At 52.5% G+C, this 22,696-nt stretch carries 24 protein-coding genes; 14 read left to right on the forward strand and 10 right to left on the reverse strand.

From position 1 onward, the window contains the following. From CF651_RS16645 to CF651_RS16705, 14 genes are all read left to right on the forward strand, one after another. Nucleotides 1–1,167 (forward strand): glycosyltransferase family 4 protein, encoded by a 1,167-nt coding sequence (locus CF651_RS16645; protein ID WP_094015988.1) that lies wholly within the window; start codon nucleotides 1–3, stop codon nucleotides 1,165–1,167. Continuing rightward, the gene (locus CF651_RS16650; RefSeq protein WP_094015989.1) at nucleotides 1,130–2,197 is read left to right on the forward strand and encodes a glycosyltransferase; all 1,068 of its coding nucleotides are present in this window, start codon (nucleotides 1,130–1,132) and stop codon (nucleotides 2,195–2,197) included. The genes CF651_RS16645 and CF651_RS16650 overlap by 38 nt, the downstream gene beginning before the upstream one ends. Nucleotides 2,198–2,224: 27 nt before the next feature. Beyond that, the gene (locus tag CF651_RS16655) at nucleotides 2,225–3,316 is read left to right on the forward strand and encodes a glycosyltransferase family 1 protein (RefSeq protein ID WP_245855962.1); all 1,092 of its coding nucleotides are present in this window, start codon (nucleotides 2,225–2,227) and stop codon (nucleotides 3,314–3,316) included. Between the two features lie 42 nt (nucleotides 3,317–3,358). Continuing rightward, complete coding sequence (locus CF651_RS16660; RefSeq protein WP_094015991.1) at nucleotides 3,359–4,255, forward strand: glycosyltransferase family 2 protein; 897 nt, start codon at nucleotides 3,359–3,361, stop codon at nucleotides 4,253–4,255. Nucleotides 4,256–4,318: 63 nt separating this feature from the next. Then, a complete protein-coding gene (locus CF651_RS16665; protein WP_094015992.1) occupies nucleotides 4,319–5,383 on the forward strand; it encodes an EpsG family protein in 1,065 nt (354 codons plus the stop codon). A gap of 16 nt (nucleotides 5,384–5,399) precedes the next feature. Next, the gene (locus CF651_RS16670) at nucleotides 5,400–6,161 is read left to right on the forward strand and encodes a glycosyltransferase family 32 protein (RefSeq protein WP_094015993.1); all 762 of its coding nucleotides are present in this window, start codon (nucleotides 5,400–5,402) and stop codon (nucleotides 6,159–6,161) included. Between the two features lie 15 nt (nucleotides 6,162–6,176). Then, nucleotides 6,177–7,211, forward strand: coding sequence for a UDP-glucose 4-epimerase GalE (gene galE / locus CF651_RS16675; protein ID WP_094015994.1), 1,035 nt, complete (start codon nucleotides 6,177–6,179; stop codon nucleotides 7,209–7,211). Nucleotides 7,212–7,360: 149 nt separating this feature from the next. After that, a complete protein-coding gene (locus CF651_RS32320; RefSeq protein WP_179232846.1) occupies nucleotides 7,361–7,507 on the forward strand; it encodes a YwzD family small protein in 147 nt (48 codons plus the stop codon). Nucleotides 7,508–7,556: 49 nt separating this feature from the next. Next, nucleotides 7,557–8,153, forward strand: a complete 597-nt coding sequence (locus CF651_RS16680) for a sugar transferase (RefSeq protein WP_094015995.1) — start codon at nucleotides 7,557–7,559, stop codon at nucleotides 8,151–8,153. Nucleotides 8,154–8,170: 17 nt separating this feature from the next. Further along, nucleotides 8,171–8,797: an acetyltransferase gene (locus tag CF651_RS16685; protein ID WP_094015996.1), complete on the forward strand. Its 627-nt coding sequence runs from the start codon at nucleotides 8,171–8,173 to the stop codon at nucleotides 8,795–8,797. Nucleotides 8,798–8,821: 24 nt separating this feature from the next. Further along, the gene (locus CF651_RS16690; RefSeq protein WP_094016126.1) at nucleotides 8,822–9,994 is read left to right on the forward strand and encodes a DegT/DnrJ/EryC1/StrS family aminotransferase; all 1,173 of its coding nucleotides are present in this window, start codon (nucleotides 8,822–8,824) and stop codon (nucleotides 9,992–9,994) included. Nucleotides 9,995–10,448: 454 nt separating this feature from the next. Further along, nucleotides 10,449–10,790 carry an XRE family transcriptional regulator gene (locus CF651_RS16695; RefSeq protein WP_094015997.1) on the forward strand — a complete coding sequence of 114 codons (342 nt, stop codon included), beginning with the start codon at nucleotides 10,449–10,451 and terminating at the stop codon, nucleotides 10,788–10,790. After that, nucleotides 10,774–11,184 carry a VanZ family protein gene (locus CF651_RS16700; RefSeq protein ID WP_179232847.1) on the forward strand — a complete coding sequence of 137 codons (411 nt, stop codon included), beginning with the start codon at nucleotides 10,774–10,776 and terminating at the stop codon, nucleotides 11,182–11,184. The genes CF651_RS16695 and CF651_RS16700 overlap by 17 nt, the downstream gene beginning before the upstream one ends. A 152-nt stretch (nucleotides 11,185–11,336) precedes the next feature. Beyond that, nucleotides 11,337–11,681 (forward strand): helix-turn-helix domain-containing protein, encoded by a 345-nt coding sequence (locus CF651_RS16705; protein ID WP_094015999.1) that lies wholly within the window; start codon nucleotides 11,337–11,339, stop codon nucleotides 11,679–11,681. Here the strand turns inward: CF651_RS16705 and CF651_RS16710 are convergent. The 10 genes from CF651_RS16710 to CF651_RS16755 all read right to left on the reverse strand — a co-directional run bounded on the left by CF651_RS16710 (nucleotide 11,668) and on the right by CF651_RS16755 (nucleotide 22,636). Next, nucleotides 11,668–11,844, reverse strand: a complete 177-nt coding sequence (locus tag CF651_RS16710) for an anti-repressor SinI family protein (protein WP_094016000.1) — start codon at nucleotides 11,842–11,844, stop codon at nucleotides 11,668–11,670. The two genes, CF651_RS16705 and CF651_RS16710, sit on opposite strands and share 14 nt — an antisense overlap. A 196-nt stretch (nucleotides 11,845–12,040) precedes the next feature. After that, the gene (locus CF651_RS16715) at nucleotides 12,041–12,304 is read right to left on the reverse strand and encodes an HPr family phosphocarrier protein (protein ID WP_094016001.1); all 264 of its coding nucleotides are present in this window, start codon (nucleotides 12,302–12,304) and stop codon (nucleotides 12,041–12,043) included. Nucleotide 12,305: 1 nt separating this feature from the next. After that, nucleotides 12,306–14,030: a phosphoenolpyruvate--protein phosphotransferase gene (gene ptsP, locus CF651_RS16720; RefSeq protein WP_094016127.1), complete on the reverse strand. Its 1,725-nt coding sequence runs from the start codon at nucleotides 14,028–14,030 to the stop codon at nucleotides 12,306–12,308. Nucleotides 14,031–14,047: 17 nt separating this feature from the next. Then, entirely contained in the window at nucleotides 14,048–15,208 is a 1,161-nt protein-coding gene (locus CF651_RS16725) for a mannitol-1-phosphate 5-dehydrogenase (protein ID WP_094016002.1), read from the reverse strand. Beyond that, entirely contained in the window at nucleotides 15,205–15,642 is a 438-nt protein-coding gene (locus tag CF651_RS16730; RefSeq protein WP_094016003.1) for a PTS mannitol transporter subunit IIA, read from the reverse strand. Before CF651_RS16730 ends, CF651_RS16725 begins: the two co-directional genes overlap by 4 nt. Next, nucleotides 15,639–17,756, reverse strand: coding sequence for a BglG family transcription antiterminator (locus tag CF651_RS16735; protein ID WP_179232848.1), 2,118 nt, complete (start codon nucleotides 17,754–17,756; stop codon nucleotides 15,639–15,641). Before CF651_RS16735 ends, CF651_RS16730 begins: the two co-directional genes overlap by 4 nt. A gap of 142 nt (nucleotides 17,757–17,898) precedes the next feature. Continuing rightward, a complete protein-coding gene (locus tag CF651_RS16740) occupies nucleotides 17,899–19,323 on the reverse strand; it encodes a PTS mannitol transporter subunit IIBC (protein WP_094016005.1) in 1,425 nt (474 codons plus the stop codon). 430 nt (nucleotides 19,324–19,753) lie between these two features. Next, nucleotides 19,754–19,936 (reverse strand): aspartyl-phosphate phosphatase Spo0E family protein, encoded by a 183-nt coding sequence (locus CF651_RS16745; protein WP_094016006.1) that lies wholly within the window; start codon nucleotides 19,934–19,936, stop codon nucleotides 19,754–19,756. 202 nt (nucleotides 19,937–20,138) lie between these two features. Then, complete coding sequence (locus tag CF651_RS16750; RefSeq protein WP_094016007.1) at nucleotides 20,139–21,125, reverse strand: ABC transporter permease; 987 nt, start codon at nucleotides 21,123–21,125, stop codon at nucleotides 20,139–20,141. 5 nt (nucleotides 21,126–21,130) lie between these two features. Continuing rightward, a complete protein-coding gene (locus CF651_RS16755) occupies nucleotides 21,131–22,636 on the reverse strand; it encodes a sugar ABC transporter ATP-binding protein (RefSeq protein ID WP_094016008.1) in 1,506 nt (501 codons plus the stop codon). Nucleotides 22,637–22,696 lie beyond the last annotated feature (60 nt).

The raw sequence follows: 22,696 nt of genomic DNA on the forward strand, positions 1-22,696 counted from the left end.
ATGAAGAAGAAAGTGCTGTTTTGCGCGACGATGGATGTCCACTTTAAAGCATTCCATCTTCCCTATATGAAATGGTTTCAGGAGCAGGGCTGGGAAGTGCATGTGGCGGCCAATGGCACGATGGAGCTGCCTTACGTCGATCAGAGGCATGTGCTGCCGATTCAGAGATCACCCTTCAAATGGTTGAACAAGAAGGCTTATCATGAGCTGAAGTCGATCATCGAGCACCATGGCTTCGACATGCTCCACTGTCATACGCCGATGGGCGGCGTACTGGCCCGCTTGGCAGCACGCAAAGCGAGGAAGCGCGGGACGAAGGTGATCTATACAGCCCACGGCTTTCACTTTTGCAAGGGGGCTCCGCTGTTGAACTGGCTCGTCTATTACCCGATCGAGAAGCTGTTGTCTTATGTGACCCATTGTCTGATTACAATTAACGAGGAAGACTATAAGCTCGCGGTGCGCCGGCGATTCCGGTCCGAACGCATTGAACGGGTTCATGGCGTCGGTGTGGATACAGAACGTTTCAAACCGCTGCCGGAGTCGGCCAAATATGAAGAGCGAAATCGTCTGGGCTACAAGTCGGATGATTTTTTGATGTTTTATGCGGCGGAATTCAACAGGAATAAAAACCAGCAGCTGCTGATTCATGCGCTTGCCCTGATAAAGGATGAGGTCCCGCAGGCGAAGCTGCTGCTGGCTGGAGCCGGTCCCTTACAGCAAAGCTGCCGTGAGCTGGCCGTAAGCTTGGGGGTCGGGAGCATGGTGGAGTTCCTCGGCTACCGCAACGATATCGACAGGCTGCTGCCCTTGTGCGATATCGCGGTGTCGACCAGTCTGCGTGAAGGACTCCCGGTCAACATTATGGAGGCAATGGCATGCGGCCTGCCCGTTGTGGCAACGGAGAATCGAGGCCATTCCGAGCTGATCAAGCATCAGGTGAACGGTTATGTCATTCAAGGACTCGATACCGGGAACTTTGCCGCAAGGCTGCGGGAGCTAGCCCAGTCCCAAAGGCTGCGTCGGCAACTTGGCTTGGAGAATAGACGGCTGATCACGAAATATTCGCTGGAGCAGGTTGGCCGGGAGCTAACCGGAATTTATACGCACTACTTATTGGAGGATAAGAATGAAACCGAAAGTAAGTATCGTCGTGCCTATATATAATATTGAGGCCTATTTGGGACGGTGTTTGGACAGCTTGCTGCAGCAAACGCTCAAGGAGATTGAGGTGATTGCGGTAAATGACGGCTCCACAGACCGTTCCGGCGCTATCCTCGATCAATACGCTGCTCAGGATAAGCGGATTGTAGCGATTCATCAAGCTAACGGAGGCGTCTCCTCTGCGCGCAATGCTGCACTACGCAGGGTGTCGGGAGACTACATCGGCTTTGTCGATCCGGACGATTGGGTCGATACCGGCATGTATGAGGCCTTGTATGGGACCGCTGTAAGCGAGCAGGCGGATATCGTGATGTGCACGTATGTCCGCGAGTTTGGCACCCATGCCAAAGAGAAGAAGTTCGACCTTCCCGAGAAGCTGAGCTACTGTGACGAAGAAGTGCAGACGAAGATGCTGCGTCGTCTCATCGGTCCGCTCCAGGAGGAAATCGCCAATCCGGAATATTTGGATGCCTGGGGGACGGTGTGGTCCAAGCTGTACAGAGCCGACCTGATCCTTGAGCATCAGCTGGAGTTTATGGACCTTCAGGTGGTTGGAACGAACGAGGATTCCTTATTTAATGTTCATGCTTTTTATCATACGCGCAAGTTTGTGATGCTCAATAAGCCTTATTACCATTACTGGCGGGCTCATGCGGCGTCCGTCACCTCGGGCTACAAGCCGGACCTGAAGGAGAAGTGGTTTCGGCTGTATGGATTTATGGAGCGGTTTTTGCAGGAGCGGGAGCTGTCAGACGACTACTATAAGGCGCTGAATAACCGGATTTGCTTAAATACGCTGGGGCTTGGCCTCAATACAATCAGCATCAGCAATCACGCATCGGTTCCGGCGAAGCTGCGGAAGCTCAGCGGAATTTTGAACGACCAGCGTATCCGGCATTCCTTCCGGCAGTTTGAGACGGCCTACTGCTCGGCTGTATGGAAGATTTTCTACGGCTGCGCGAAGCTCCGATTCGTCGTTGGATTTTATTGCATGCTGCTCGGGATCGAATGGCTAAGAAAGACAGTGAAATAGGAGGGATACGTTCTGGAACCCGTTCGTGTGCTGCAAATTGTTACGATTATGAATCGTGGCGGACTGGAAACGATGCTGATGAATTATTACAGGCAGATGGACCGGAGCCGGATTCAGTTTGACTTCATGGTTCATCGCGCTGAACCGGGCCATTACGATGAAGAAATTATAAGCCTTGGGGGGCGCATCTACAGAATGCCCCAAATCCGGCCCGGCAACTATCGGCATTATTTCAAGCTGCTGGATCAATTTTTCACTGAGCATCCGGAGTACCGCATCGTCCATTCGCATATTAACGAGAACAGCAGCTTCGTGCTTCGGGCGGCGAAGCGGGCCGGGGTGCCATGCCGTATCGCGCACAGCCATTTAAGCGATCTGGGGCTGGATTTGAAGCTGCCGTTCCGGTTGTACGCGAGGATGGCGATGAAGGATAACCCGAACCAGTTTTTTGCCTGCTCTTCCCATGCGGGACAATGGCTGTTTGGAAAGGAGCTGACGGCTGCCAAGCGGGTGACGGTTTTGAACAATGCCGTCCATGTAGACAGCTTCAAGTATGATCCCGAAGTCAGACGCCGGATCCGGGACGAATGGCAGGCCGGCTCCAGGCTGGTGCTGGGCCATGTCGGGCGATTCAACAAGCAGAAAAACCATACGTTCCTCCTGGACGTGTTCCGGGCCGTTCACGAACGCCGTCCGGATTCGCTGCTGGTATTGGCTGGCGAGGGGGTGCTGCGCAAGGATATGGAGAAGAAGGCGACACAACTGGGCCTGTCCGATAGTATCCGGTTCCTAGGGGTCCGGGAGGATATACCTGAGCTTATGCAGGGGATGGACCTGTTCTTGTTTCCCTCCTTGTTCGAAGGCTTGCCCGTCGTACTGGTTGAGGCGCAGGCAGCCGGCTTGAACTGTATCGTCTCGGATGCGATTACGAAGGAATCGGACGTGACCGGACGCGTGCAGTTCATCAGCTTGAAGGAGCCGGCCGACGTTTGGGCAGCACGGATTGCGACCACCAGCTGCGAGCATCAGGATACGGCGGAGCTGCTGAGAGCCGGGGGCTACGACACCGGCACAATGACGAGGTGGCTGGCGGACTATTATTTGGACCATGCGCTGTAAAGGTGCAGACAAAGCAAAGCTTAATCAGGCGGAGGGTGGGTTATGACGTATACCTTGACCGTGTTCACCCCGACTTTCAATCGGGCGTACACGCTGCATTTATGCTACGAAAGCTTGAAAAGACAAACCTGCAAGGATTTCGTATGGCTCATTATTGACGACGGCTCTACGGACGGGACCGAACGGCTGGTTCAAGGCTGGATGGCCGAGGGGCAGGTTCCCATCCGTTATTGCTACCAGGACAATCAAGGCATGCACGGAGCGCACAATACCGCGTATGAGCGAATCGATACGGAGCTGAATGTATGTATTGATTCGGATGATTATATGGCGGATGATGCGGTGGAAAAAATCGTGACGTTCTGGAAACAGCACGGCAGTGATCAATACGCAGGTATCGCAGGGCTGGATGCAGCCCCTGACGGGACAATCATAGGGACGATGATGCCGGATCGCCTGAAGGCCTCCACCCTGTCGGAGCTCTATGCAGTCCACAAGGTGAAGGGCGACAAAAAGCTTGTATACCGCTCCGAGGTAACGCGCCAGTGCCCGCCCTATCCGATTTACCCGGGGGAGAAATATTGTCCCTTAAGCTACAAATACATCCTGATTGATCAGCAGTTTCCGCTGTTGTTGATGAATGAGGTTCTTTGCCATGTCGAATATTTGGCGGACGGATCGAGCATGAACATGATCAAGCAGTACAAACGAAACCCGAACGGGTTTTTATTTTTTCGCAAAGTCGCGATGAAATTCGCCCCAACCCTCAAAGATAAGCTCAGAGAGTCGATCCACTACGTTTCGGGCAGTCTGATGATTAGAAATTACAAATTTATCGTTGAGTCTCCGTGCAAATGGGCGACGGTCGTTGCGGCGCCGTTCGGCGTGCTGCTGTACTGGTACATTCGGACGACCAGCAAATCCACGGTGACACGGTAATCAAGAGAACGAATAAGGATAATCCTGCTCTTTAACGGTTGGTAACGAAGGGATTGGAGCGCTTTGGCTATTTTTTATATGAATATATGTGTTGTGTATGTGTTCTCTTTATGCTCCAGATGGTTTGTGAAAAATCAACCCGCCTTAGCTCCTGCAAGGCCGAACGTGCTGTTTGCCCTAGTTGCCTTGATCAGTATGGTGCTGGTTGCCGGGCTGCGCAAAAACATTGGGGATACCTACTTCTATATGTATTCCTACGCGCAAAACAACTACAACCTCGAAAGCCTCGTGGGCCAAAAGGACATTGGCTTTAACGTGTTTCAAATGCTGCTGCAAACGATATCCAGCGATCCCCAGATTCTGGTGTTTGTCGTAGCGCTGCTAACCAATGTACTTGTTTTCATCACTTACTATAAATATTCCAAGCTGTTTGAGCTGAGCCTGTATGTGTATATTACGAGCGGCATGTTTCTCATGTCCATGAACGGGATTCGCCAATTTTTGGCGGCAGCCATCGCTTTCGCAGCGACGAAATACATTTTTAACGGCAATTGGAAAAAATATATGCTGGTCGTGCTGCTGGCGGCCCAGTTTCACCAAAGTGCGCTGATCCTGATTCCCATCTATTTCATTGTCAGAAGAAAAGCATGGTCCTGGACAACGAGTATCCTGCTGGTCATGTCCATTATGATCGTGATCGGCTTCAATCAATTTTCGTCCGCTCTGTTCTCTGTATTGGAGAATAGCCAGTACAGCGATTATAAGAACTTCTCCGAGGGCGGAACGAACATCCTTCGGGTTGCGGTGTGGGGTGTTCCCGTTATTTTTGCCTTCCTGGGGAGGAATAAGCTGCGGGAGCTGTTTCCCCAGAGCGACTATGTGGTGAACATGGCGCTGATTGCTTTCGTGTTCATGATTATTTCGACGCAAAACTGGATTTTTGCCCGGTTTACGTTTTATTTCGGGCTGTACAGCCCGCTGCTGATGTCGTGGATCGTCCAGCTGTTCGTATCCAGAGAGAGGAAGATCATCTACTACCTTATTCTGATCTGTTATTTTATTTATTACTTTTACGAGAATGTATTCAGCTTAGGCATCTGGTACGAGAGCGATTATCTCAAGTTCTAGCGGGCGGAATCGCCGAATGAATGAAAGGAGTGAGCGTGTGACGGTTGAGAACAAAATTCCGAAGGTCATCCATTACTGCTGGTTCGGCAGAGGGCCGAAATCCCCCAAAATTCAAAAGTGCATCAAGAGCTGGAGGAAGCATTTGCCGGATTACAAGCTGATGGAATGGAACGAGGATGTGTTCAATATTGATTCCATCCCCTATGTGAAGCAAGCCTACGAGGCGCGGAAATACGCGTTTGTCAGCGATTATGTAAGACTATACGCGTTGTATCATTACGGCGGGATCTACATGGATACGGATGTGGAGGTGATCCAATCGTTGGATCGTTTTCTGGCCCACGAAGCCTTCTCCGGATTCGAAGATGAGGTTTATTTGCAGTCAGGTACGATGGGTGCCGTTGCCGGTCATGCCTGGATCCAGGAGCTGCTGGACTATTACAAGGATAAAAGCTTCATCAAGGACGATGGGACGTATGACATGACCACCAATACCAACATCATTACACGGATTTGCAGTCAATGGGGGCTGGTCGCGAACGGCCAATACCAGGTGCTGCAAAACGGCGTTGTTTTTTATCCGCGGACGTATTTCAGCCCTTACGATTACATCAACGGTGGCAACTACCGCACGAAGGACAGCTACACGATCCATCATTTTATCCAATCCTGGCTGCCTGCAAGCGTGCGGGTGCGGGGTTACTTCAAGCGGATTGTCAGCCGGATCATAGGCCCCAAAGGCATCTCCTTGATGCGCAAAGTATTGCAAAACCGATAACAGGAGGCGAAGCAAATGGCGATATTGGTCACCGGAGGATCAGGCTATATCGGAAGTCATACCTGCGTCGAATTGTTAAATGCGGGCTACGAGATCGTAGTCGTGGACAACCTTCATAACAGCAGCGTGGAGTCACTCAGACGGGTGAAGGAGATTACGGGCAAAGATTTCAAGTTCTATGAAGTAGATCTGCTGGATTCTATCGAGCTGGATAAAGTATTTCTGTACAATCACATCGAAGCGGTGATCCACTTCGCCGGATTGAAGGCTGTAGGGGAATCCGTCAGTCTCCCGCTCTGGTATTATCATAACAATATCACAGGAACGCTGATTCTATGTAAGGTAATGCAGAAGTACGGCGTCAAACGCATGGTGTTCAGCTCCTCGGCCACAGTCTACGGCCTGCCGGAGCAGGTGCCGATTGCAGAGGATGCGCCACTCCATGCGACGAACCCTTACGGTCGCACGAAGCTGATGATTGAGGAAATTTTAAGAGATCTGCATGCCTCCGATCCGCTGTGGAGCATCGCGATTTTGAGATACTTCAATCCTATCGGCTCCCATGAGAGCGGACGGATTGGAGAGGCTCCGAGCGGCATACCTAACAACCTGATGCCGTACATTACCCAGGTTGCCGTGGGCAGGCTGAAGGAGCTTCGCGTGTTCGGCAATGATTACCCGACGGTGGACGGAACCGGAGTAAGAGATTATATTCATGCCGTTGACTTGGCCCGTGGGCATTTGAAGGCGCTGGATAAAGTGATAGCGGAGACCCGCGTGGATGCCTATAACCTGGGAACCGGCCGGGGCTACAGCGTACTGGAGCTTGTGGCTGCTTTTGAAAAAGTGACCGGACGACGTATTCCGTATACGATTTCGGGCCGGAGAGCCGGTGATATTGCAATCTGCTACGCCAACCCTGCCAAAGCCGAAAGAGAGCTCGGGTGGGTTGCGGAGAAGGGCATCGAGGACATGTGCATCGATGGCTGGCGGTGGCAGTCCGCCAATCCTGACGGCTATATGCAAGAGGCGCATGCCGCAGCCAAATAACATCCCCGCAGCGAAGGAAGCAGCGGGGATGTTTGCTTTGACCACAAAAGCGTGAAAATTCAAGAAATCCGGGGCAACAAGGATCGAAGGAACGATCCGCTCACGCAGGTGCGTGAATTCACCGGATGGCTAAAGTGAGGTTAAGGTCCATGAAGGTTTCTGAACTGACCCAGCAAGAAATGAAGGAAATTATGCTCAGTGCTTATCAAAAAGGCCGCGAGTCCGAGAATATCGGAGTCAAGGAGCTAATAGAAGAGATCAAGCAGCAAATCATATCCGCCCTGGGGAGGAAATGATTTGCTCTCAAGTTTTTTCAGTTGAAAAGGATTAGGAGTTTGGTGTGATATGAAACGTCTTTTCGATCTTCTCGTGGCTCTGACGCTGCTGGTCCTGCTGGCGGGAGTGTTTGTGGCCGTAGCCGTGCTGGTGAGATGGAAGCTGGGCTCTCCTGTTATTTTCAGGCAGCAGCGGCCGGGCTTGCATGGAAAGCCTTTTGACTTGTACAAATTTAGAACGATGACGGATGCGGTCGATGCGCAGGGCAACCCGCTGCCCGACTCGGTCAGGCTGACGCCCTTCGGCCAATTCCTCAGAAAATACAGCCTGGATGAATTATTGCAGCTGCTGAACGTGATCAAAGGTGATCTCAGTCTGGTCGGGCCGAGACCGCTGCTCATGGAGTATTTGCCTTTGTACACGGAAGAACAGGCCAAACGTCACCAAGTAAGGCCGGGTGTTACAGGCTGGGCCCAAATCAACGGACGCAATGAGATTTCGTGGGAAGAGAAATTCAAGCTGGATGTGTGGTATACCGAAAATCAAAGCTTTGCCCTTGATTTGAAAATACTCGCGCTCACCTTTGCCAAGGTACTGCGCTCCGAAGGAATCAGTCACGCCAATCACGTGACCATGGAGCGGTTCTCCGGCTCCAAATCTGTATAAAACGGATGTGTTGAACTATGCAGATCGCCGTCATAGGCAACGGCGGCCACAGTAAAGTGGTGACGGATCTGATCCGCTCCATCCCGGGCTATCGGATCCAAGCGATTTTGGATGATAAATACGAAGCGGAAGCCCAGGACGGCGATGTATGCACCGGTCCTCTATCGTGCGTGCCCGGGCTGCTTCAGTCAGAGCCTGAGCTCCGGTTTATCGTGGCGGTCGGCCATAATGCGACCCGGCAAACTATCGTGTCCAGGCTGGGGCTGCCCGCAGACCGTTATATTACGCTTGTGCATCCTTCCGCTGTGGTCAGCCCGAGCGCAACGCTTGGGCGAGGGACCGTGGTGATGGCCCATGCGGTGGTTCAGGCGGATACCGCAATCGGGCATCATGCTATCGTGAACTCCGGCGCCATCATAGAGCATGACAGCAGGCTTGATGACTATGTGCATGCAGCGCCAAGGGCTACGCTTACCGGGGCGGTAAGCGTTGGGGAAGGGGCCATGATCGGGGCCGGGGCAGTCGTTATCCCCGGCAAAAGCATCGGAGCCTGGGCTGTCGTCGGAGCCGGAGCCGCCGTCATTGGGAATATACCGCCCCATAGTACCGCTGTAGGTACGCCTGCCAAATTATTGATTCGTTAAGGAAAAGGGTGTGAATTGGGAACCATGGCTGCCAATCCTAGCAAAATTTATTTATCCCCCCCGCACATGAGCGGGAAAGAGCTGTCATATATTCATGACGCTTTTGATACGAATTGGATCGCGCCGCTCGGACCGCATGTCGATGCATTTGAGCGGGAGCTTGCCGCTTACGCCGGTGTCCGGGACGCGGCCGCACTGAGTTCAGGGACAGCGGCGATTCATTTGGCGCTCCGGCTGCTGAATGTGAAAGCAGGAGATACGGTATTTTGCTCCACGCTGACGTTTGTGGCGAGCGCTAACCCCATTGTCTATATGGGAGCGACTCCGGTATTTATCGATTCGGAGCCCCAGACGTGGAACATGTCTCCTCAGGCATTGGCCCATGCGCTGCAGGATGCCGAGAGCAAGGGGCGGCTGCCCAAAGCCGTCATCGTGGTCAATTTGTACGGCCAAAGTGCCAGGATGGATGAGATCAACGCTTTATGCGAGCCTCTGGGCATCCCGGTTATAGAGGATGCCGCCGAATCGCTTGGCTCGACGTACAAAGGGAAAGCAAGCGGAACCTTGGGGCATTTCGGCGTTTATTCCTTTAACGGGAACAAGATTATTACGACATCCGGCGGAGGCATGCTCGTCTCCAATGACGCAGAGGCTTTGAAGCAGGCCCGTTTTTTTGCTACGCAGGCCAGGGATCAAGCCCCGCATTACCAGCACAGCGAGACGGGATATAATTATCGGCTGAGCAATGTGCTGGCCGGTATCGGCAGAGCGCAGCTGGAGGTTTTGGACGAAAGGGTGGCTGCCCGCCGAGCCGTGTTTAGGCGCTACTATGAGGAATTGTCCCATGTGCCGGGCCTTCAATTCATGCCGGAATTGGAGGCCACCCGTTCGAACCGCTGGCTTACGGCGCTGACGATCGATGAGCAGGAAACAGGGACGGGGCCGTCGGACTGGATCGAAGCATTGGCCGAACAAAATATCGAAGCCCGCCCGGTATGGAAGCCGCTTCATCTGCAGCCATTATTTGAAGCGGTTACATTTTATCCGCACAGCAGCGGCGGTGAATCTGTCTCCGAGCAATTGTTCCGGACCGGCATTTGTTTGCCCTCAGGCTCTCAAATGACGGAAGAAGAGCAGGAGAGAATCATCGATTGCATCAAGCAGTGCCTGCACCAAAAGAAACGCCTGACCGTGTAGAACTGCAGAACAGAAGGGCGTAACGACGCATTATTTTGTTGCTGCCATGCGTTCTTCATGGTGTTTTATTTTTTGGAAAAACCGCTGCTTCATCTGTTCATTCAAGCAGTCCTTATACAAAATACTGTGGTAGGTATGCATTATTTGATGATATACGCGTTTGGTTTTTTTGACCAGCTCAATCCCAAGTGAAAACATAGCATCATCACCTCTTTGATAAATCCTTATGAAGGGGCGGAGCAATGTATTCAATTTTCTGACAATAAGGGGGTGATTCTAGGAAAGCTGTTTGACCGGAGTGGGAAGAGAAGAAGCTGAATTCAAGTACAGGTTATATATAGAGACATCCAGAACAGGTACGGGGGGGATAGGATTTGAATGATGAGCAATGAAGGTATGCCGAGGCCAAGTGAAGGAACGTTTCCTAAGGGATCCATGCGGAGTGATGATAACCATGATCGGTAACAATATTGCGTCGATTCGTAAACAAAGGGGATTTACGCTATCCGAGCTCTCGGAGCGGGCGGGGATTTCCAAGTCGTATTTAAGCAATATCGAAAGGAACTTAAAGCAAAACCCTTCGATTCATGTGATGGAGAAAATCGCAGCCGTGCTGAATGTCGATATCAAAACGCTGCTGAAAATTGCGGCCGATCCGGTTGCGATGCAGCCGTTGGACAAAGAATGGATCGATTTTATACGTGATTTGAAAGACGCGGGAATCGACAAGGATCAGATTCATGAATACAAAATCGTCGTCGATTTTATTAAGTGGCATCATGATAAAGTTAAGTAAGCAAGCGAAGCTGGGACTCGGCTGGATGGTGTTCGTCTCTGCATTGGGCATTCTTTTTATGCTGACGGCTTTTCCGTTTTTTACGGGGGAGCATACCAAAACGATAGTTCAGCACGTAACGGGGCTGGATGAGCGCACTGCGTACGAGGTGAATGCTGTAGCCCGCAAAGCCGTCCATGTTCTTATTTTCGGATTGCTGGCCCTGCTGCTGCATCGCATATTTCGAACCAAAAGCCTAAGCCGTGCATGGGCATGCACTGTTGTGCTCGCCGGACTGGACGAGTGGCACCAATCGTTTGTCCCAGGCCGAACCCCGTCGATCCGGGATGTTCTGCTTGATTCGGCAGCTGCGCTCGTTTTTTTGCTGGTCATGACTTGGTGGAGGAAAAGGTAGCCTTGACTAGCACATAACTGAAACGTCCGATGGTGGAATTTTTGGTTATGTGCGAAGGCCAACTCTGGCGGATGAATTGTTCGATGGGAGGAATTCTGGTATACTATGTTAATACTTTAGTACTATACTTTGTTAAAAAGGGAAGATCCCACATGATTGGTAAACGGATTCAGCAGCTGAGAAAAGAAAAGGGAATAACACTGACGGAGCTGGCGGAACGCGCCGGGGTGGCGAAGTCATATATCAGTAAATTGGAGCGGGATATTCAAAAAAATCCTTCCATTCAGTTTGTTGAAAAGATTGCATCCGTTTTGAACGTTCCGATGGAAAGCCTGATCGATCAGGAGGATCGCGTCCCTATGGAAGATCCCGATATCGACCAGGAATGGTATCAAATTATTAAGGAAGCTATGACGTCCGGTGTAGACAAGCAGCAGTTTCGTGAGTTTCTGGAATTCAATAAATGGAAAACAAAGAATCGGTCTAGTGACGATTAGACTCGATTTCGTTGGCATATTCATAGTTTATGAGAGCGCTTGGGTTTTGTAAGAACGTGCGTATATCATCCGTGCTGAGACCCATGCTGCGGGCAGTCATAATAAGCTGGGTCCATTCCACATCCAATTCCTCGATGTTCATCTGATTTACTACAATACTCATTCGTAACCCTCCTGCACTTTTAGATACAAAATGTATCTTTTTAAGTATTATCGCACGTAATTTTCCTGTAATCAATCCCCTTTATATAAAATTTATACAAAATGTATCATTGGGCCGTGTGAAAAATAAAAAGCCGCGGTTAAGTAACCGTCGGCCGGAAATGAGATTAAATTCGGGAGCAAAGCAGCTTGCTCGACTACTCCTCGTAAATTTTGACAAGCAGCTGGCCTAATTCCTGCAGTGCTTGCTCCTCCTGCTCGCCATCCGCCTCAATTGTGATTTCATCATTGACGGCGATGCCAAGTGTCAGCATGCTTAGAGAGCTTTTTCCGTTCACCTTTTTATCGTTTTTTAGAACCTGGATCTTGCAGGGAAACGCGGCGGCGGCTTGAACGAACATTTTGGTCGGACGTGCGTGGAAGCCGGATGGATTCAGCACGGTAAACGTTTGGGATATCATGTTAAGCTTCACTCCTTAAGAACTTATTTACGTAGTCGGTAATATCGGCCTGACTTCTCATGGCAAGCACCTGCGGTATACGGCCACTCCACTCCGCTTTATTCAAATCCCGGATCAAGGCACGAGCCGGCAGGATGGAGCTGGCGCTCATACTGAATTCATGCAAGCCCATGCCGAGCAGAAGCGGAATCGCTGTCTCGTCTCCTGCCATTTCTCCGCACATGCCGACCCATCGGCCTTCGGCTTCTGCTGCCTGGATCACCATATGAATCAGGCGAAGAATGGCCGGATGGCAGGGCTGGTACAAGTACGCGACTTGTTCGTTCATTCGGTCGGCCGCCATCGTATATTGGATCAGGTCATTCGTGCCGATGCTGAAGAAATCCACTTCCTTCGCGAACTGGTCCGCAGCCAGCGCAGCGGCAGGCACCTCGATCATCATGCCGACCTCTATTTTGTCCGAGATCGCGTGGCCTTCCTGAAGCAGCTTCGCCTTCTCCTCCTGCAGCAGACGCTTCGCTTCCTCCAGCTCCTCGAGTACGGCGATCATCGGGAACATGATTTTCAACAGGCCGTACCGGCTGGCCCGAAGCAGCGCACGAAGCTGTGTGCGGAACAGGTCTTGACGGTCCAGGCATAGACGGAGGGCGCGCAGTCCGAGGAAAGGATTGCTTTCCTGGGGAAGCTTCATATAGGACAGCTCTTTGTCACCTCCGATATCGAGCGTTCGGATGACGACGGGCTTGCCGTCCATTTTTTCCAGCACATGCTTGTAGACGCTGAACTGCTCCTCCTCGGTAGGGAAGGTGCTTCTGCCCATATACAGAAACTCCGTACGGAACAAACCCACGCCTTCGGCGCCGTTATCGAGCACCTTTTGCAGGTCCTCCGTGCTGCCGATATTTGCTGCCAGCTCTACCGTGTGCCCGTCCTTGGAAGCCGTGGGCTGATCCTTCAGCTTCGCCAGCTCGCTTCGCCGGCGGTCATACTGCTCTTTCTTCTGACGGTAGGCATCAAGCTCCTCCGGGCTCGGATCCAGGATCACGCGTCCTTCCGAAGCGTCCAGGATGATGGTCGTGCCGGGAACGATTTGCCGGACTTCCTCGCCTGCCCCGACAATAGCGGGAATACCTAAGGAGCGTGCCATGATGGCGGAGTGCGAAGTGCGGCTGCCGATTTCCGTGACGAAGCCGCGTACGACCTGAAGATCGAGCTGCGCCGTGTCGGAAGGCGTCAAATCTTCTGCAATGACGATAGCTTCCTCGGCAATGTCCGAGATCGTGCTGTAGGCCTCACCGCGCAGTCTGCTTAGCATGCGTCCCGAGACGTCGCGAACGTCGGCGGCACGCTCCCGGAGCAGCTCGTTGTCCATCGCCAGCAGCATATCGATAAACCCTTGCGATACATCATACAACGCAAATTCGGCATGGATCCGTTCTTTCTCTATCCGTTCGAATACGACATCGATTAAATCCGGGTCCTCCAGGAGGAGCAGATGCGCTTCGAAAATTTCCGCTTTTTGCGCGCCGAGCCGGGCTTCCGTCAAATCCCGAATCGATTGGAGCTCCTGCTTGGCCTGCGCCAATGCCTCCCGAAAACGATGTGCTTCAAAAGCGGGGTCCTCTGCAGCACTGCGAGTAGGGACGTAGGCCGTATGCTTCAACACATAGGCCGGAGCTATTGCGATGCCGGGGGACGCGGCAATTCCTTCTAAACGGTTGGACATGATGTGTTGCACCCCTTTCATGACGAATGAACCTGCTGTTTCAGCTTGTGATAGTGATTGACAACCTGTATATGAACCGGATGGTCTGCCGCGATACCGGTAAATTCCGATAGTGCCCGTTCGACGCCAAGCGCCGCAATGGCTGATTGAAGCTCGACAGCTTCGGGATCCTCCGGGTAATCAAACAGCAGAGCGCAAGCCATAGCCAGCTCCAGATACTGCGGCTCCAGGCCCAAAGCATACGCTTGAAGAGCTGGGCGGGTCAAGCGGTCATTCGGAGAAAGCTTGCGAATCGGAGAACGCCCTACGCGGACAACCTCATCGGTTAAATAAGGATTCCGGAATCTATCCAATATTTTATGGATATACCGGGAGTGCTCTGCGGCATCAAAGCCGTAAGTTTGTACAAGCATCGCCCCGGTTTCCTCGAGCACCTGCTGCACCTGTGCGGCAATGGTCTCATCGGCCATCGCATCCTGTATCGTAGCGAAGCCGTGCAGGTAGCCCAGATAGGCTGCGGTACAATGGCCTGTGTTGACCGTGAACAGCTTCCGTTCAATATAGGGTTGAAGCTGATCCACATAATGTACCCCGCCGATTTCGACCGCGCCCGGGAGCATGCTTGAACGCTCAACGACCCATTCGTAGAAAGGCTCGACGGTCACTTCCAGAGGGTCCTCATGATGCTGAATCGGCACAATCCGATCGACGGCAGCATCCGGAAAGGCGATAAGGGTATCGGCCGATTTACGGGCTGCTTCGCTCAAATGGGCGTACACGTGCTCCTTAAGCTGCGTACTGCCGCCAATAGCATTCTCGCATGCAATCACATGCAGGGGAAGCGGAGAACGGGTCAGCCGCCGCTCGATGCCTTGGGCGATGCCTCCGGCTATGTGCTTCAATATATTGACCCCTACTGCGGTCGTCACCAAATCCGCATCGGCTACGGCTTCGGCGACACGATCGATGTCGTTGCCGTTTAAAGCCGTCACGCCTTGGACCTGCATCGTGTCATGGGCTGCATTCGCCAAGGAAACCTTGTACGCTGCCTTTTGCTGCAGCAGCGAAACAAGAGACTCATTCACATCAATGAAGCAGACCTCGTAGCCTGCCTGGGACAGCAGCAGCCCGATAAACCCTCTCCCGATATTCCCTGCACCAAAATGGACGGCTCTCATGATTCCAGCCCGCCTTCGAAAATCGCAATCATTTCATCCTCGCTGGCTGCATTCACAATACGCTCAAGGTTCTCGTCATCCGAGCAGATCATTGCTACATTCGTCAAAATTTCCAAATGATCGTCTCCTGCCGCGGCAATACCGATAACCAGATGCGCCAGCTCACCGTCGCCAAAATCTACGCCTTGCGGGAATTGCACGATCGATAAGCCTGTGGAGCGGATCAGCTCCTTGGAGTCCTTCGTTCCATGGGGGATCGCCAAGCCTCCGCCCATGTAGGTCGAGAGGGTTTGTTCTCTTTCGATCATCTTATCGACATAAGCCGGTGCTGCGTGACCCGCATCCACAAGCAGCTGACCCGCAATGCGGATCGCTTCGAATTTGTCATGGGCGGCGGCATTCAATTTTACTTTTTCTTTGGACAAAATACTCATTGGTTTACTCTCCCCATTTCCGTTTTATTGAGATAGAAGCTTAGCAGCTCTTTGGACAAAAATTGTTTAATCTCAGGGGTACTGCCCTGCTCCAATAAAGTGATCAGCTCAGGCAGCAGCAGCAATGCGCTGAATTCGCTGAGCACCTCGAGGCTTTCCTTCGCCAGCTCCAGGGGCCCCAGCATCAGCACCAGCTGGACTACTTCGGCAGGGTGCTCCGAATGGAGCACCAAAGGTGTATTTAAGCGAAACATCGACAATACCGGTTTTCGAATAGATTCGCTGCGTGTGTGAAATAAAGCCAAATGGGTATCCGGAATCACCTGGGTTCCATGCTGTTCCCGTTCGAGCAGCAGCTCAACGACAGGCTCGATCCGGGTGAGGCTTCCATCCTGATTCACTGCCTCGCATACCTTGTGCAGCGTGGCTCGCAAATCCGTGTGCTGGCCGTCGGGCATGAAGGCCGGCTCGAGCGGAAAGACCTCGAATTGCTCAATCAAGGCAATAATTTCATGCATGTATCGATTTAATAGAAGTAGAAGCTCCCAAGCCTGTACTTCATAGGATGACTCTAGATGAGCCTCAGCCGGTTTTTTGAGGGTGACCTCCTGCACATAGTGCCGCAGCTTCTCTATTTCTTCTTTGGTCAGGAGAGGACTTAGCTTCACGTATTGGCGTGCCTCCAAGGGCAGATCAACCGTTGAAATAATAAGATCATAAGCCCCGTCAGGTATACGAGAGGCTTCGTACCAGCTGACATGATCGATAATCTCGATCTGGGGCATTTCCTTCCCGAGCCGTACGGCGAGCAGCTTGGAGGAGCCGATGCCGCTCGTGCATACGATGATGGCTTTCACGTTGCGAGACAACTGTTTAAGCCGTTCGATGGAAGCGCCGAAATGCATGACCAGAAAGCCGATCTCTTCATCCGGGATAACGATGTGCTTGAATATGTGATCGGCAGCTTGGCGTACCCAGCTGAACAATTGCTCATAGTTCTTCCGGATCTGGGCCAGCAGCGGATTTCGAATGCGCTCGCCGTCAGCGATCCGCTGCAGCGCCGGTTCCAGGTGATTTAGCAGCCCGTCTCTTAAAGAGCGGTCTTCGCTCAGCGGAGCACCGCAGCGTTCTTCCATGGCCTGAATGAGCCCTCGGACCGTCTCCATCAGGCTGAAGTCATCCTGCGGCAGCAGGCGGCTTGTAGCCGTGGTTTTTTCTCCACGAAGAAGAGCCGAAATATAGATGGCCTCCTCCCGGGAGAGGGAAAGCTTTAGAGCATTGGACAAATGCGCGAGCATGGCCCGTTCCCTCCCGTATAGCGCCGTCACATCAGCATCAGCGTCTACAGAGCGGCCAGAATGAATGTTGTCTGTGGGAGCTATGCCATAGCCTTGACGGATGCGTGTTACGGCAACGGATAATTGAAGCAGTAGGTCCGTATAGCCAGACTCCGATAATTCATTGAGACCATGCTCCTCCAGTCCCCACAACGCTTGCTCCACCTGCATCAGATTCTCTTTTCCTACCATCGAGAGGAGCTTCAGCGTAACGGGAGAGGGGGAAGGCAAATCCGCCGTATGCCCGAAAATAGCCGAATCATCCAAGTGATCCTTGGCCAGTAAATAAATGACCTTGCGTTTGATAGACTCGGGTCCTTCCAGCTGTACCCCGAAGCCTCTCCGGCGGACCAGCGTCAATCCATATTTGACAGCCCAGCTTTCCACGTGATCCAAGTCGCTCGCGATGGTAGGAACCGCAACGCGCAGATCATGTGCCAGAGCGAATAGTTTCGTCGGCTCATCGGATTCAAGCAGGCAGCACGAAATCAGCACCTTCCGTTCCTCTGTGGAATAACCGGCCTGACTCGTTAACGAAAGGCTTTCTCTGAGCTCATTCAACGAGCGTGAATCGGCCAGAAGCCGGATACCGGAGCCGGATTTTTTAAGGAGAGAGATCCCGTACGCTTCCAGCATTTTTTCCAGCTCAGGGAGCTCCCTGTGAACGGTTCTTACACTCACCTTGATTTCACTGGCAATCTCGCTAGCAGTGATCTCCCCATTACGGCTCAGAAGCATCTCCAGAATTTGACGCTGCCTGTTGGACACATGCATCATGGTCATCTTCCTCATGGACAAAATGGAGCTAACGCCGGCAGAGCTGCCAGCGTTAACAGGGTTTGCAATCGGCTGCGCAGCTCTACGCAGCGCAATATGGCGTTGTACGAAGGTGGTCGACCCCAGTGGACCCCAGTCGATGTCAGCTCAGACGCTTGACCAGCTCATCGTATTCCGGACTTTTCAAGAAATTATCGATGGAGATATGCTCCGCATTCGGTGCCTGTGCTTTGGCGCGGTCCGTAAGCGATTTATGTGTAATGACCAAATCGGCATCTCCGGGAATTTCGCTGATGGCGGTGTTGATGACCGTCACTTGAACCTGGGCTTCTTTCATTTTTTTTCTGAGAATCGAAGCGCCCATTGCGCTGGACCCCATCCCTGCATCGCAGGAGAATACGATTTTATTAATTTCGGCTTTAGCCTTCTGCGCGGCAGCAGGCTGCGCAGCTTCCGATGCTGCCGCATGTTTCATTTGCTTCATTTGTTCGGCGGCTTGTTCCAGATCGCCGTCCTGCTCTTCCTTCCGGCTTGTTTTGAGCAGCAGCGCCGCGACGACGAACGAGACGACGGTTGCTGTCAGAACACCGGTGAAGACGGACAGGAGGCCGCCTTTCGGCGCCATGGCGATGTAGGCGAAGATGCTTCCCGGTGAAGGGGTGGCGACCAGACCGGCATGAAATAAGGAGAATGTAAAGGTACCTGTCACACCGCCTGCAATCACGGCCAGAATCAACCGCGGGTTCATCAAAATATAAGGGAAGTAGATCTCGTGAATCCCGCCAAGGAAATGAATGATAGCTGCCCCGGGCGCGGATTGCTTGGCAGACCCGCGTCCTACAAGCCAGTAGGCGAGCAGGATACCAAGGCCGGGTCCAGGATTGGATTCGAGCATGAAAATAATGGACTGTCCGGTTTTGGATGCTTGATCCAGGGCGATAGGGCTCAGTACGCCATGGTTGATGGCATTGTTCAAGAAAAGAACCTTCGCCGGCTCAATCAAAATATTCGCCAGCGGAAGCAGCCCGGCATTAATCAGAAATTGAACGCCCGCTGCCAACGCTTTGCTGATGACTTGAACGACCGGGCCGATACCCGTATAAGCGATGAGGGCCAGCGCGGCACCGATAATCCCGGAGGAGAAGTTGTTGACCAGCATTTCAAAGCCGGAACGGACTTTGCCCTCAATCGATCTGTCGAACTGCTTCAATACCCAGGCAGCCCCCGGACCCACGATCATTGCTCCGAGAAACATAGGAATATCCGCCCCGATGACCACCCCCATGGTGGCGATGGATCCGATGACGGCACCGCGGGAGCCATGGACCATCTGTCCACCCGTATAACCGATGAGAATAGGCAGCAAATAAGTAATCGTCGGACCGACCAGCTTAGCTAAATATTCGTTCGGGAACCATCCGGTCGGAATAAATAAAGCAGTAATTAATCCCCACGCGATAAAAGCGCCGATATTCGGCATGACCATGCCGCTCAGGAAACGACCGAAGCGTTGCACGGCGACCCGTGCGCCTGCAGACGATTTTTGCTGCGCTGCCATTGTATTCATGTAGGATGTCCTCCTTTAATTAGAAACTTTCCCATGCGAATCAAATTCAGCAAGGTTTTATACCTTCATCCTAAGGCAGGACGTGCTTTTGTTCAATCAAATGAAAAGCACGTTGCGTCATGAATACTGTTGACATCATTTTATTTAGCATGCCCGTTACCCCGAATAGCCTTGCTGCAGCCGGGTCTGGCTGAAAAAGAACCGTACAGTCAAACATGTCTGCACGGTTCAAAGTGTATGTGGGGGGGCCACGTATGAAATTAATAAAGAGATTGAAATGAAACGCAGGCTTCAATAAGCAACCAGCTGTACAAGCTCTGGGGACGGCGAAGCCGGTTATCCTTGGTGCATTAGAAAGTCTAGCATCGGCCTCTATAGACTGCGCAACACTTTGACGAACACGAACCGCCTTGTACAGGCGGACAGGCCGTTATCCATGTTTAGGTTTATTTTTTTTAGGGGGGGCTTCCTCGTTATGAAATTGCAGGAGCATGAGGAGCACATCGAGTTCTTGACTCAAGGCGATGACCTCATGATCGCAAAAGTTGTTTTTGACCGCTACCAGCTCCACAAGTCTTGCTCTGACGATCTCCACCTGCTGTGCCAAGTCCATGATCAATAAATCTCCTTACTTTCAAATATATGACAACTCTACTATCATGAACTTTATATCGGAAAAATGCAAACAAAAATAAAAGAATTAAAAGAAAAAAATAAAACGAGGGGTTCGATTGGATGTAATCGAAACCCCTCGTTCTATTTTTTTCGTAGATAAGAAAGTGTAAGTTTCACAACCTTCCCATTAGAGCTTATGATCAGGTTCTTCTGCGTGTCAGATGAATAAATGTAATGGCCAAGGCCAGCACCAATACGGCTCCTTTGACGATGTCAAAAGCGTAATAAGGTAAATTCAGCATCGTAAGACCGTTCAGCAGCACCCCGATCAGCACAGCCCCGAAGAACGTACCAATAACATTGGGTTTACCTGCGCCGAATACGGAGAAGCCGACGAACACGGCAGCAACGGATTCCATAAGAATCGGAGCGCCGGCATCAATCTGACCGGAGCCGACCCGTGCGGCAAACAAAATACCGCCGATAGCTGCAAATATGCCGGAAAGCACATAAGCGAAGGTGCGTACGCGGTTGACCGAAATACCGGAGAGGCGAGCGGCCTCTTTGTTACCGCCGGTTACATAGAGCTGACGGCCCCAGCGGGTGTACGTCAGAAACACATGGACAAGTACTACCGCAATAATCATGAGCAGTACGGGAACCGGGAGGCCGAACAGCTTGCCTTGCCCGATCCATAGGAACGACTCTGTAAATTTGCCGGGAGCCTTCGTACCGTCCTGCATTTGCATATTATTGTAGATGGAGAAGCCCTTCGTGTACGTCTTATGGACGCCTCCGATAATGTACATGACCGCCAGGGTGGCGAGCAAATCCGGAATGCGGACGCGGACAATCAGGAATGAATTCAACAAGCCGATTATCACGCCGATCACGATCGGTACGATGAGCACGGCAATGAGCGGAAGCTGGTACCAGACCATCATGGTAGCGACGACAACGGTAGTCAGGGAAACGGTGGAGCCGACCGACAGGTCGAAGCCGTCTACGATCTGGGAAAAGGTGACCCCGATGGCCACGAAGGTAACGATAGAGATGGAACGCAAAATATCAGCCATATTGTCATAGGACAAAAAGTTCTCATTCACGACCGAGAACACCGCGATGACAGCGGCAATTAATACCAAGGCTCCGTACTTGTATGAATAATCGAGCAGCTTATCTTTCACTGGATTTAGGCCTCCCCTGCACTGGCGTAATACAATATTAGCTCCTGCGTCGCTTCTTCCCGACGCAATTCCTTCACGATCCGTCCATAGCTCATGACGAGGATCCGGTCGGCAATCCCAATAATTTCGGCCAGCTCGCACGATAAATACACGATGCCTTTACCTTCCTGGGCCAGTCTGCCGATCAAGCGGAATATATCGCTTTTCGCTCCGATATCCACGCCTTTGGTCGGCTCGTCGAACAGGTAGACCTGGGCTTCGGTAGGAAGCCATTTGCCGACCGCGACCTTTTGCTGGTTGCCGCCGCTTAAATATTTCACGGTTTGCTCCATGTTCGGAGGCTGAATGCCAAGCTGTCCGATCATTGATTGCGCGTTAGTCGCTTCTTTGCCCTTCAGAACAAATCCGAATTGGCTGAACGCCTTGAGCAGCGGCAGGGAGAGGTTATGCTTTACGGTTTGCTCCACCAGAATGCCCTGCTTGCGCCGTTCCTCCGGAATGAGCGCGATGCCTTCGCGCACCGCGTCGGTCGGGCTTGCCAGCTTCAGGCGGCGCCCTTGCATGCGGATCTCGCCGCTATCGAGCGGATCGGCGCCGAAGAGCACGCGGGACAGCTCGGTCTTCCCCGCGCCGACCAAGCCGACCACGCCGACGATTTCACCGCGGCGTACCGTCAAATCGACACCGCGCACCTTGGTGCCGTGCGTTAAGCCCGAAGCCTCGAGCAGCGGCTCGCCGATCTCCACCTGCACCTTCGGGAACTCCTCCTCGAAGGTGCGGCCGAGCATTTGCTCGATGACCTGCTGCGTGTCCGTCTCGCCCGCCGGCACCGTCGAGATGCGTTGACCGTCCCGCATCACGGTGATCCGGTCGCTGATGCGGAACACCTCGTTTAGCCGGTGCGAGATGAAAATACACCCGACGCCGTCTGCCTTAAGCCGCTCCATAATGCGGAACAGCTGATCGGCTTCCTCACTGCTGAGCGGAGCGGTCGGCTCATCGAATATAATAAACTTGGCCTGCTGAGCCAAAGCGCGGGCAATCAGCACGAGCTGCTTCTGTGAAATGCTTAGCTCCGCCGCCTGACGGCGTACGTCGATGGTCAGGCCGATATCACGGAGGATGCGTTCCGATTCCTTATGGATCCGGCCCCAGTTGATCCAGCCTGCGCCTCGACGGGTCAGACTGTCGAGCATAATATTCTCGGCTACGGTAAGCTGAGGCACTAGCGCGGTGTCAACCTCTTGGTATACGCACTGAATACCGCAGCGGATCGCATCCATTGGGCCGCTGAAGGAAAGAGAGGCGCCGTCGATGGTAATTTCGCCCTCGTCCGGCAGGTAGGCGCCGGACATCACCTTGATCAGCGTGCTCTTCCCGGCACCGTTAGCGCCGAGCAGGGCGTGAATTTCGCCCCCGCGGACCTGAAAATCGACCTGCTGAAGCGCCTTGACGCCGGGAAACGATTTGGATATGCCATTCATTTGCAGGTTGGCGGCGGCTAAAGGCATTAGGAAATCATCCTCCTTTTCTCAATGGAAAATCCCATCGGTCGCAACCGATGGGATGTT

This window comes from Paenibacillus rigui, assembly GCF_002234615.1.
Taxonomy (GTDB): Bacteria; Bacillota; Bacilli; order Paenibacillales; family NBRC-103111; genus Paenibacillus_S; species Paenibacillus_S rigui.

What these genes read in the sequence shown, in the direction of transcription:
- CF651_RS16710 (WP_094016000.1), bottom strand. Translation starts at nt 11,844, where the DNA reads ATGAGTATTGTAGTAAATCAGATGAACATCGAGGAATTGGATGTGGAA.
- CF651_RS16730 (WP_094016003.1), bottom strand. Translation starts at nt 15,642, where the DNA reads ATGAGTATTTTGTCCAAAGAAAAAGTAAAATTGAATGCCGCCGCCCAT.
- CF651_RS16680 (WP_094015995.1), top strand. Translation starts at nt 7,557, where the DNA reads ATGAAACGTCTTTTCGATCTTCTCGTGGCTCTGACGCTGCTGGTCCTG.
- CF651_RS16690 (WP_094016126.1), top strand. Translation starts at nt 8,822, where the DNA reads ATGGCTGCCAATCCTAGCAAAATTTATTTATCCCCCCCGCACATGAGC.
- CF651_RS16650 (WP_094015989.1), top strand. Translation starts at nt 1,130, where the DNA reads ATGAAACCGAAAGTAAGTATCGTCGTGCCTATATATAATATTGAGGCC.
- CF651_RS16685 (WP_094015996.1), top strand. Translation starts at nt 8,171, where the DNA reads ATGCAGATCGCCGTCATAGGCAACGGCGGCCACAGTAAAGTGGTGACG.
- CF651_RS16670 (WP_094015993.1), top strand. Translation starts at nt 5,400, where the DNA reads ATGAATGAAAGGAGTGAGCGTGTGACGGTTGAGAACAAAATTCCGAAG.
- CF651_RS32320 (WP_179232846.1), top strand. Translation starts at nt 7,361, where the DNA reads ATGAAGGTTTCTGAACTGACCCAGCAAGAAATGAAGGAAATTATGCTC.
- ptsP (WP_094016127.1), bottom strand. Translation starts at nt 14,030, where the DNA reads ATGTCCAACCGTTTAGAAGGAATTGCCGCGTCCCCCGGCATCGCAATA.
- CF651_RS16645 (WP_094015988.1), top strand. Translation starts at nt 1, where the DNA reads ATGAAGAAGAAAGTGCTGTTTTGCGCGACGATGGATGTCCACTTTAAA.
- CF651_RS16725 (WP_094016002.1), bottom strand. Translation starts at nt 15,208, where the DNA reads ATGAGAGCCGTCCATTTTGGTGCAGGGAATATCGGGAGAGGGTTTATC.
- CF651_RS16755 (WP_094016008.1), bottom strand. Translation starts at nt 22,636, where the DNA reads ATGCCTTTAGCCGCCGCCAACCTGCAAATGAATGGCATATCCAAATCG.
- CF651_RS16695 (WP_094015997.1), top strand. Translation starts at nt 10,449, where the DNA reads ATGATCGGTAACAATATTGCGTCGATTCGTAAACAAAGGGGATTTACG.
- galE (WP_094015994.1), top strand. Translation starts at nt 6,177, where the DNA reads ATGGCGATATTGGTCACCGGAGGATCAGGCTATATCGGAAGTCATACC.
- CF651_RS16705 (WP_094015999.1), top strand. Translation starts at nt 11,337, where the DNA reads ATGATTGGTAAACGGATTCAGCAGCTGAGAAAAGAAAAGGGAATAACA.
- CF651_RS16715 (WP_094016001.1), bottom strand. Translation starts at nt 12,304, where the DNA reads ATGATATCCCAAACGTTTACCGTGCTGAATCCATCCGGCTTCCACGCA.
- CF651_RS16660 (WP_094015991.1), top strand. Translation starts at nt 3,359, where the DNA reads ATGACGTATACCTTGACCGTGTTCACCCCGACTTTCAATCGGGCGTAC.
- CF651_RS16735 (WP_179232848.1), bottom strand. Translation starts at nt 17,756, where the DNA reads ATGATGCATGTGTCCAACAGGCAGCGTCAAATTCTGGAGATGCTTCTG.
- CF651_RS16700 (WP_179232847.1), top strand. Translation starts at nt 10,774, where the DNA reads ATGATAAAGTTAAGTAAGCAAGCGAAGCTGGGACTCGGCTGGATGGTG.
- CF651_RS16740 (WP_094016005.1), bottom strand. Translation starts at nt 19,323, where the DNA reads ATGAATACAATGGCAGCGCAGCAAAAATCGTCTGCAGGCGCACGGGTC.
- CF651_RS16745 (WP_094016006.1), bottom strand. Translation starts at nt 19,936, where the DNA reads ATGGACTTGGCACAGCAGGTGGAGATCGTCAGAGCAAGACTTGTGGAG.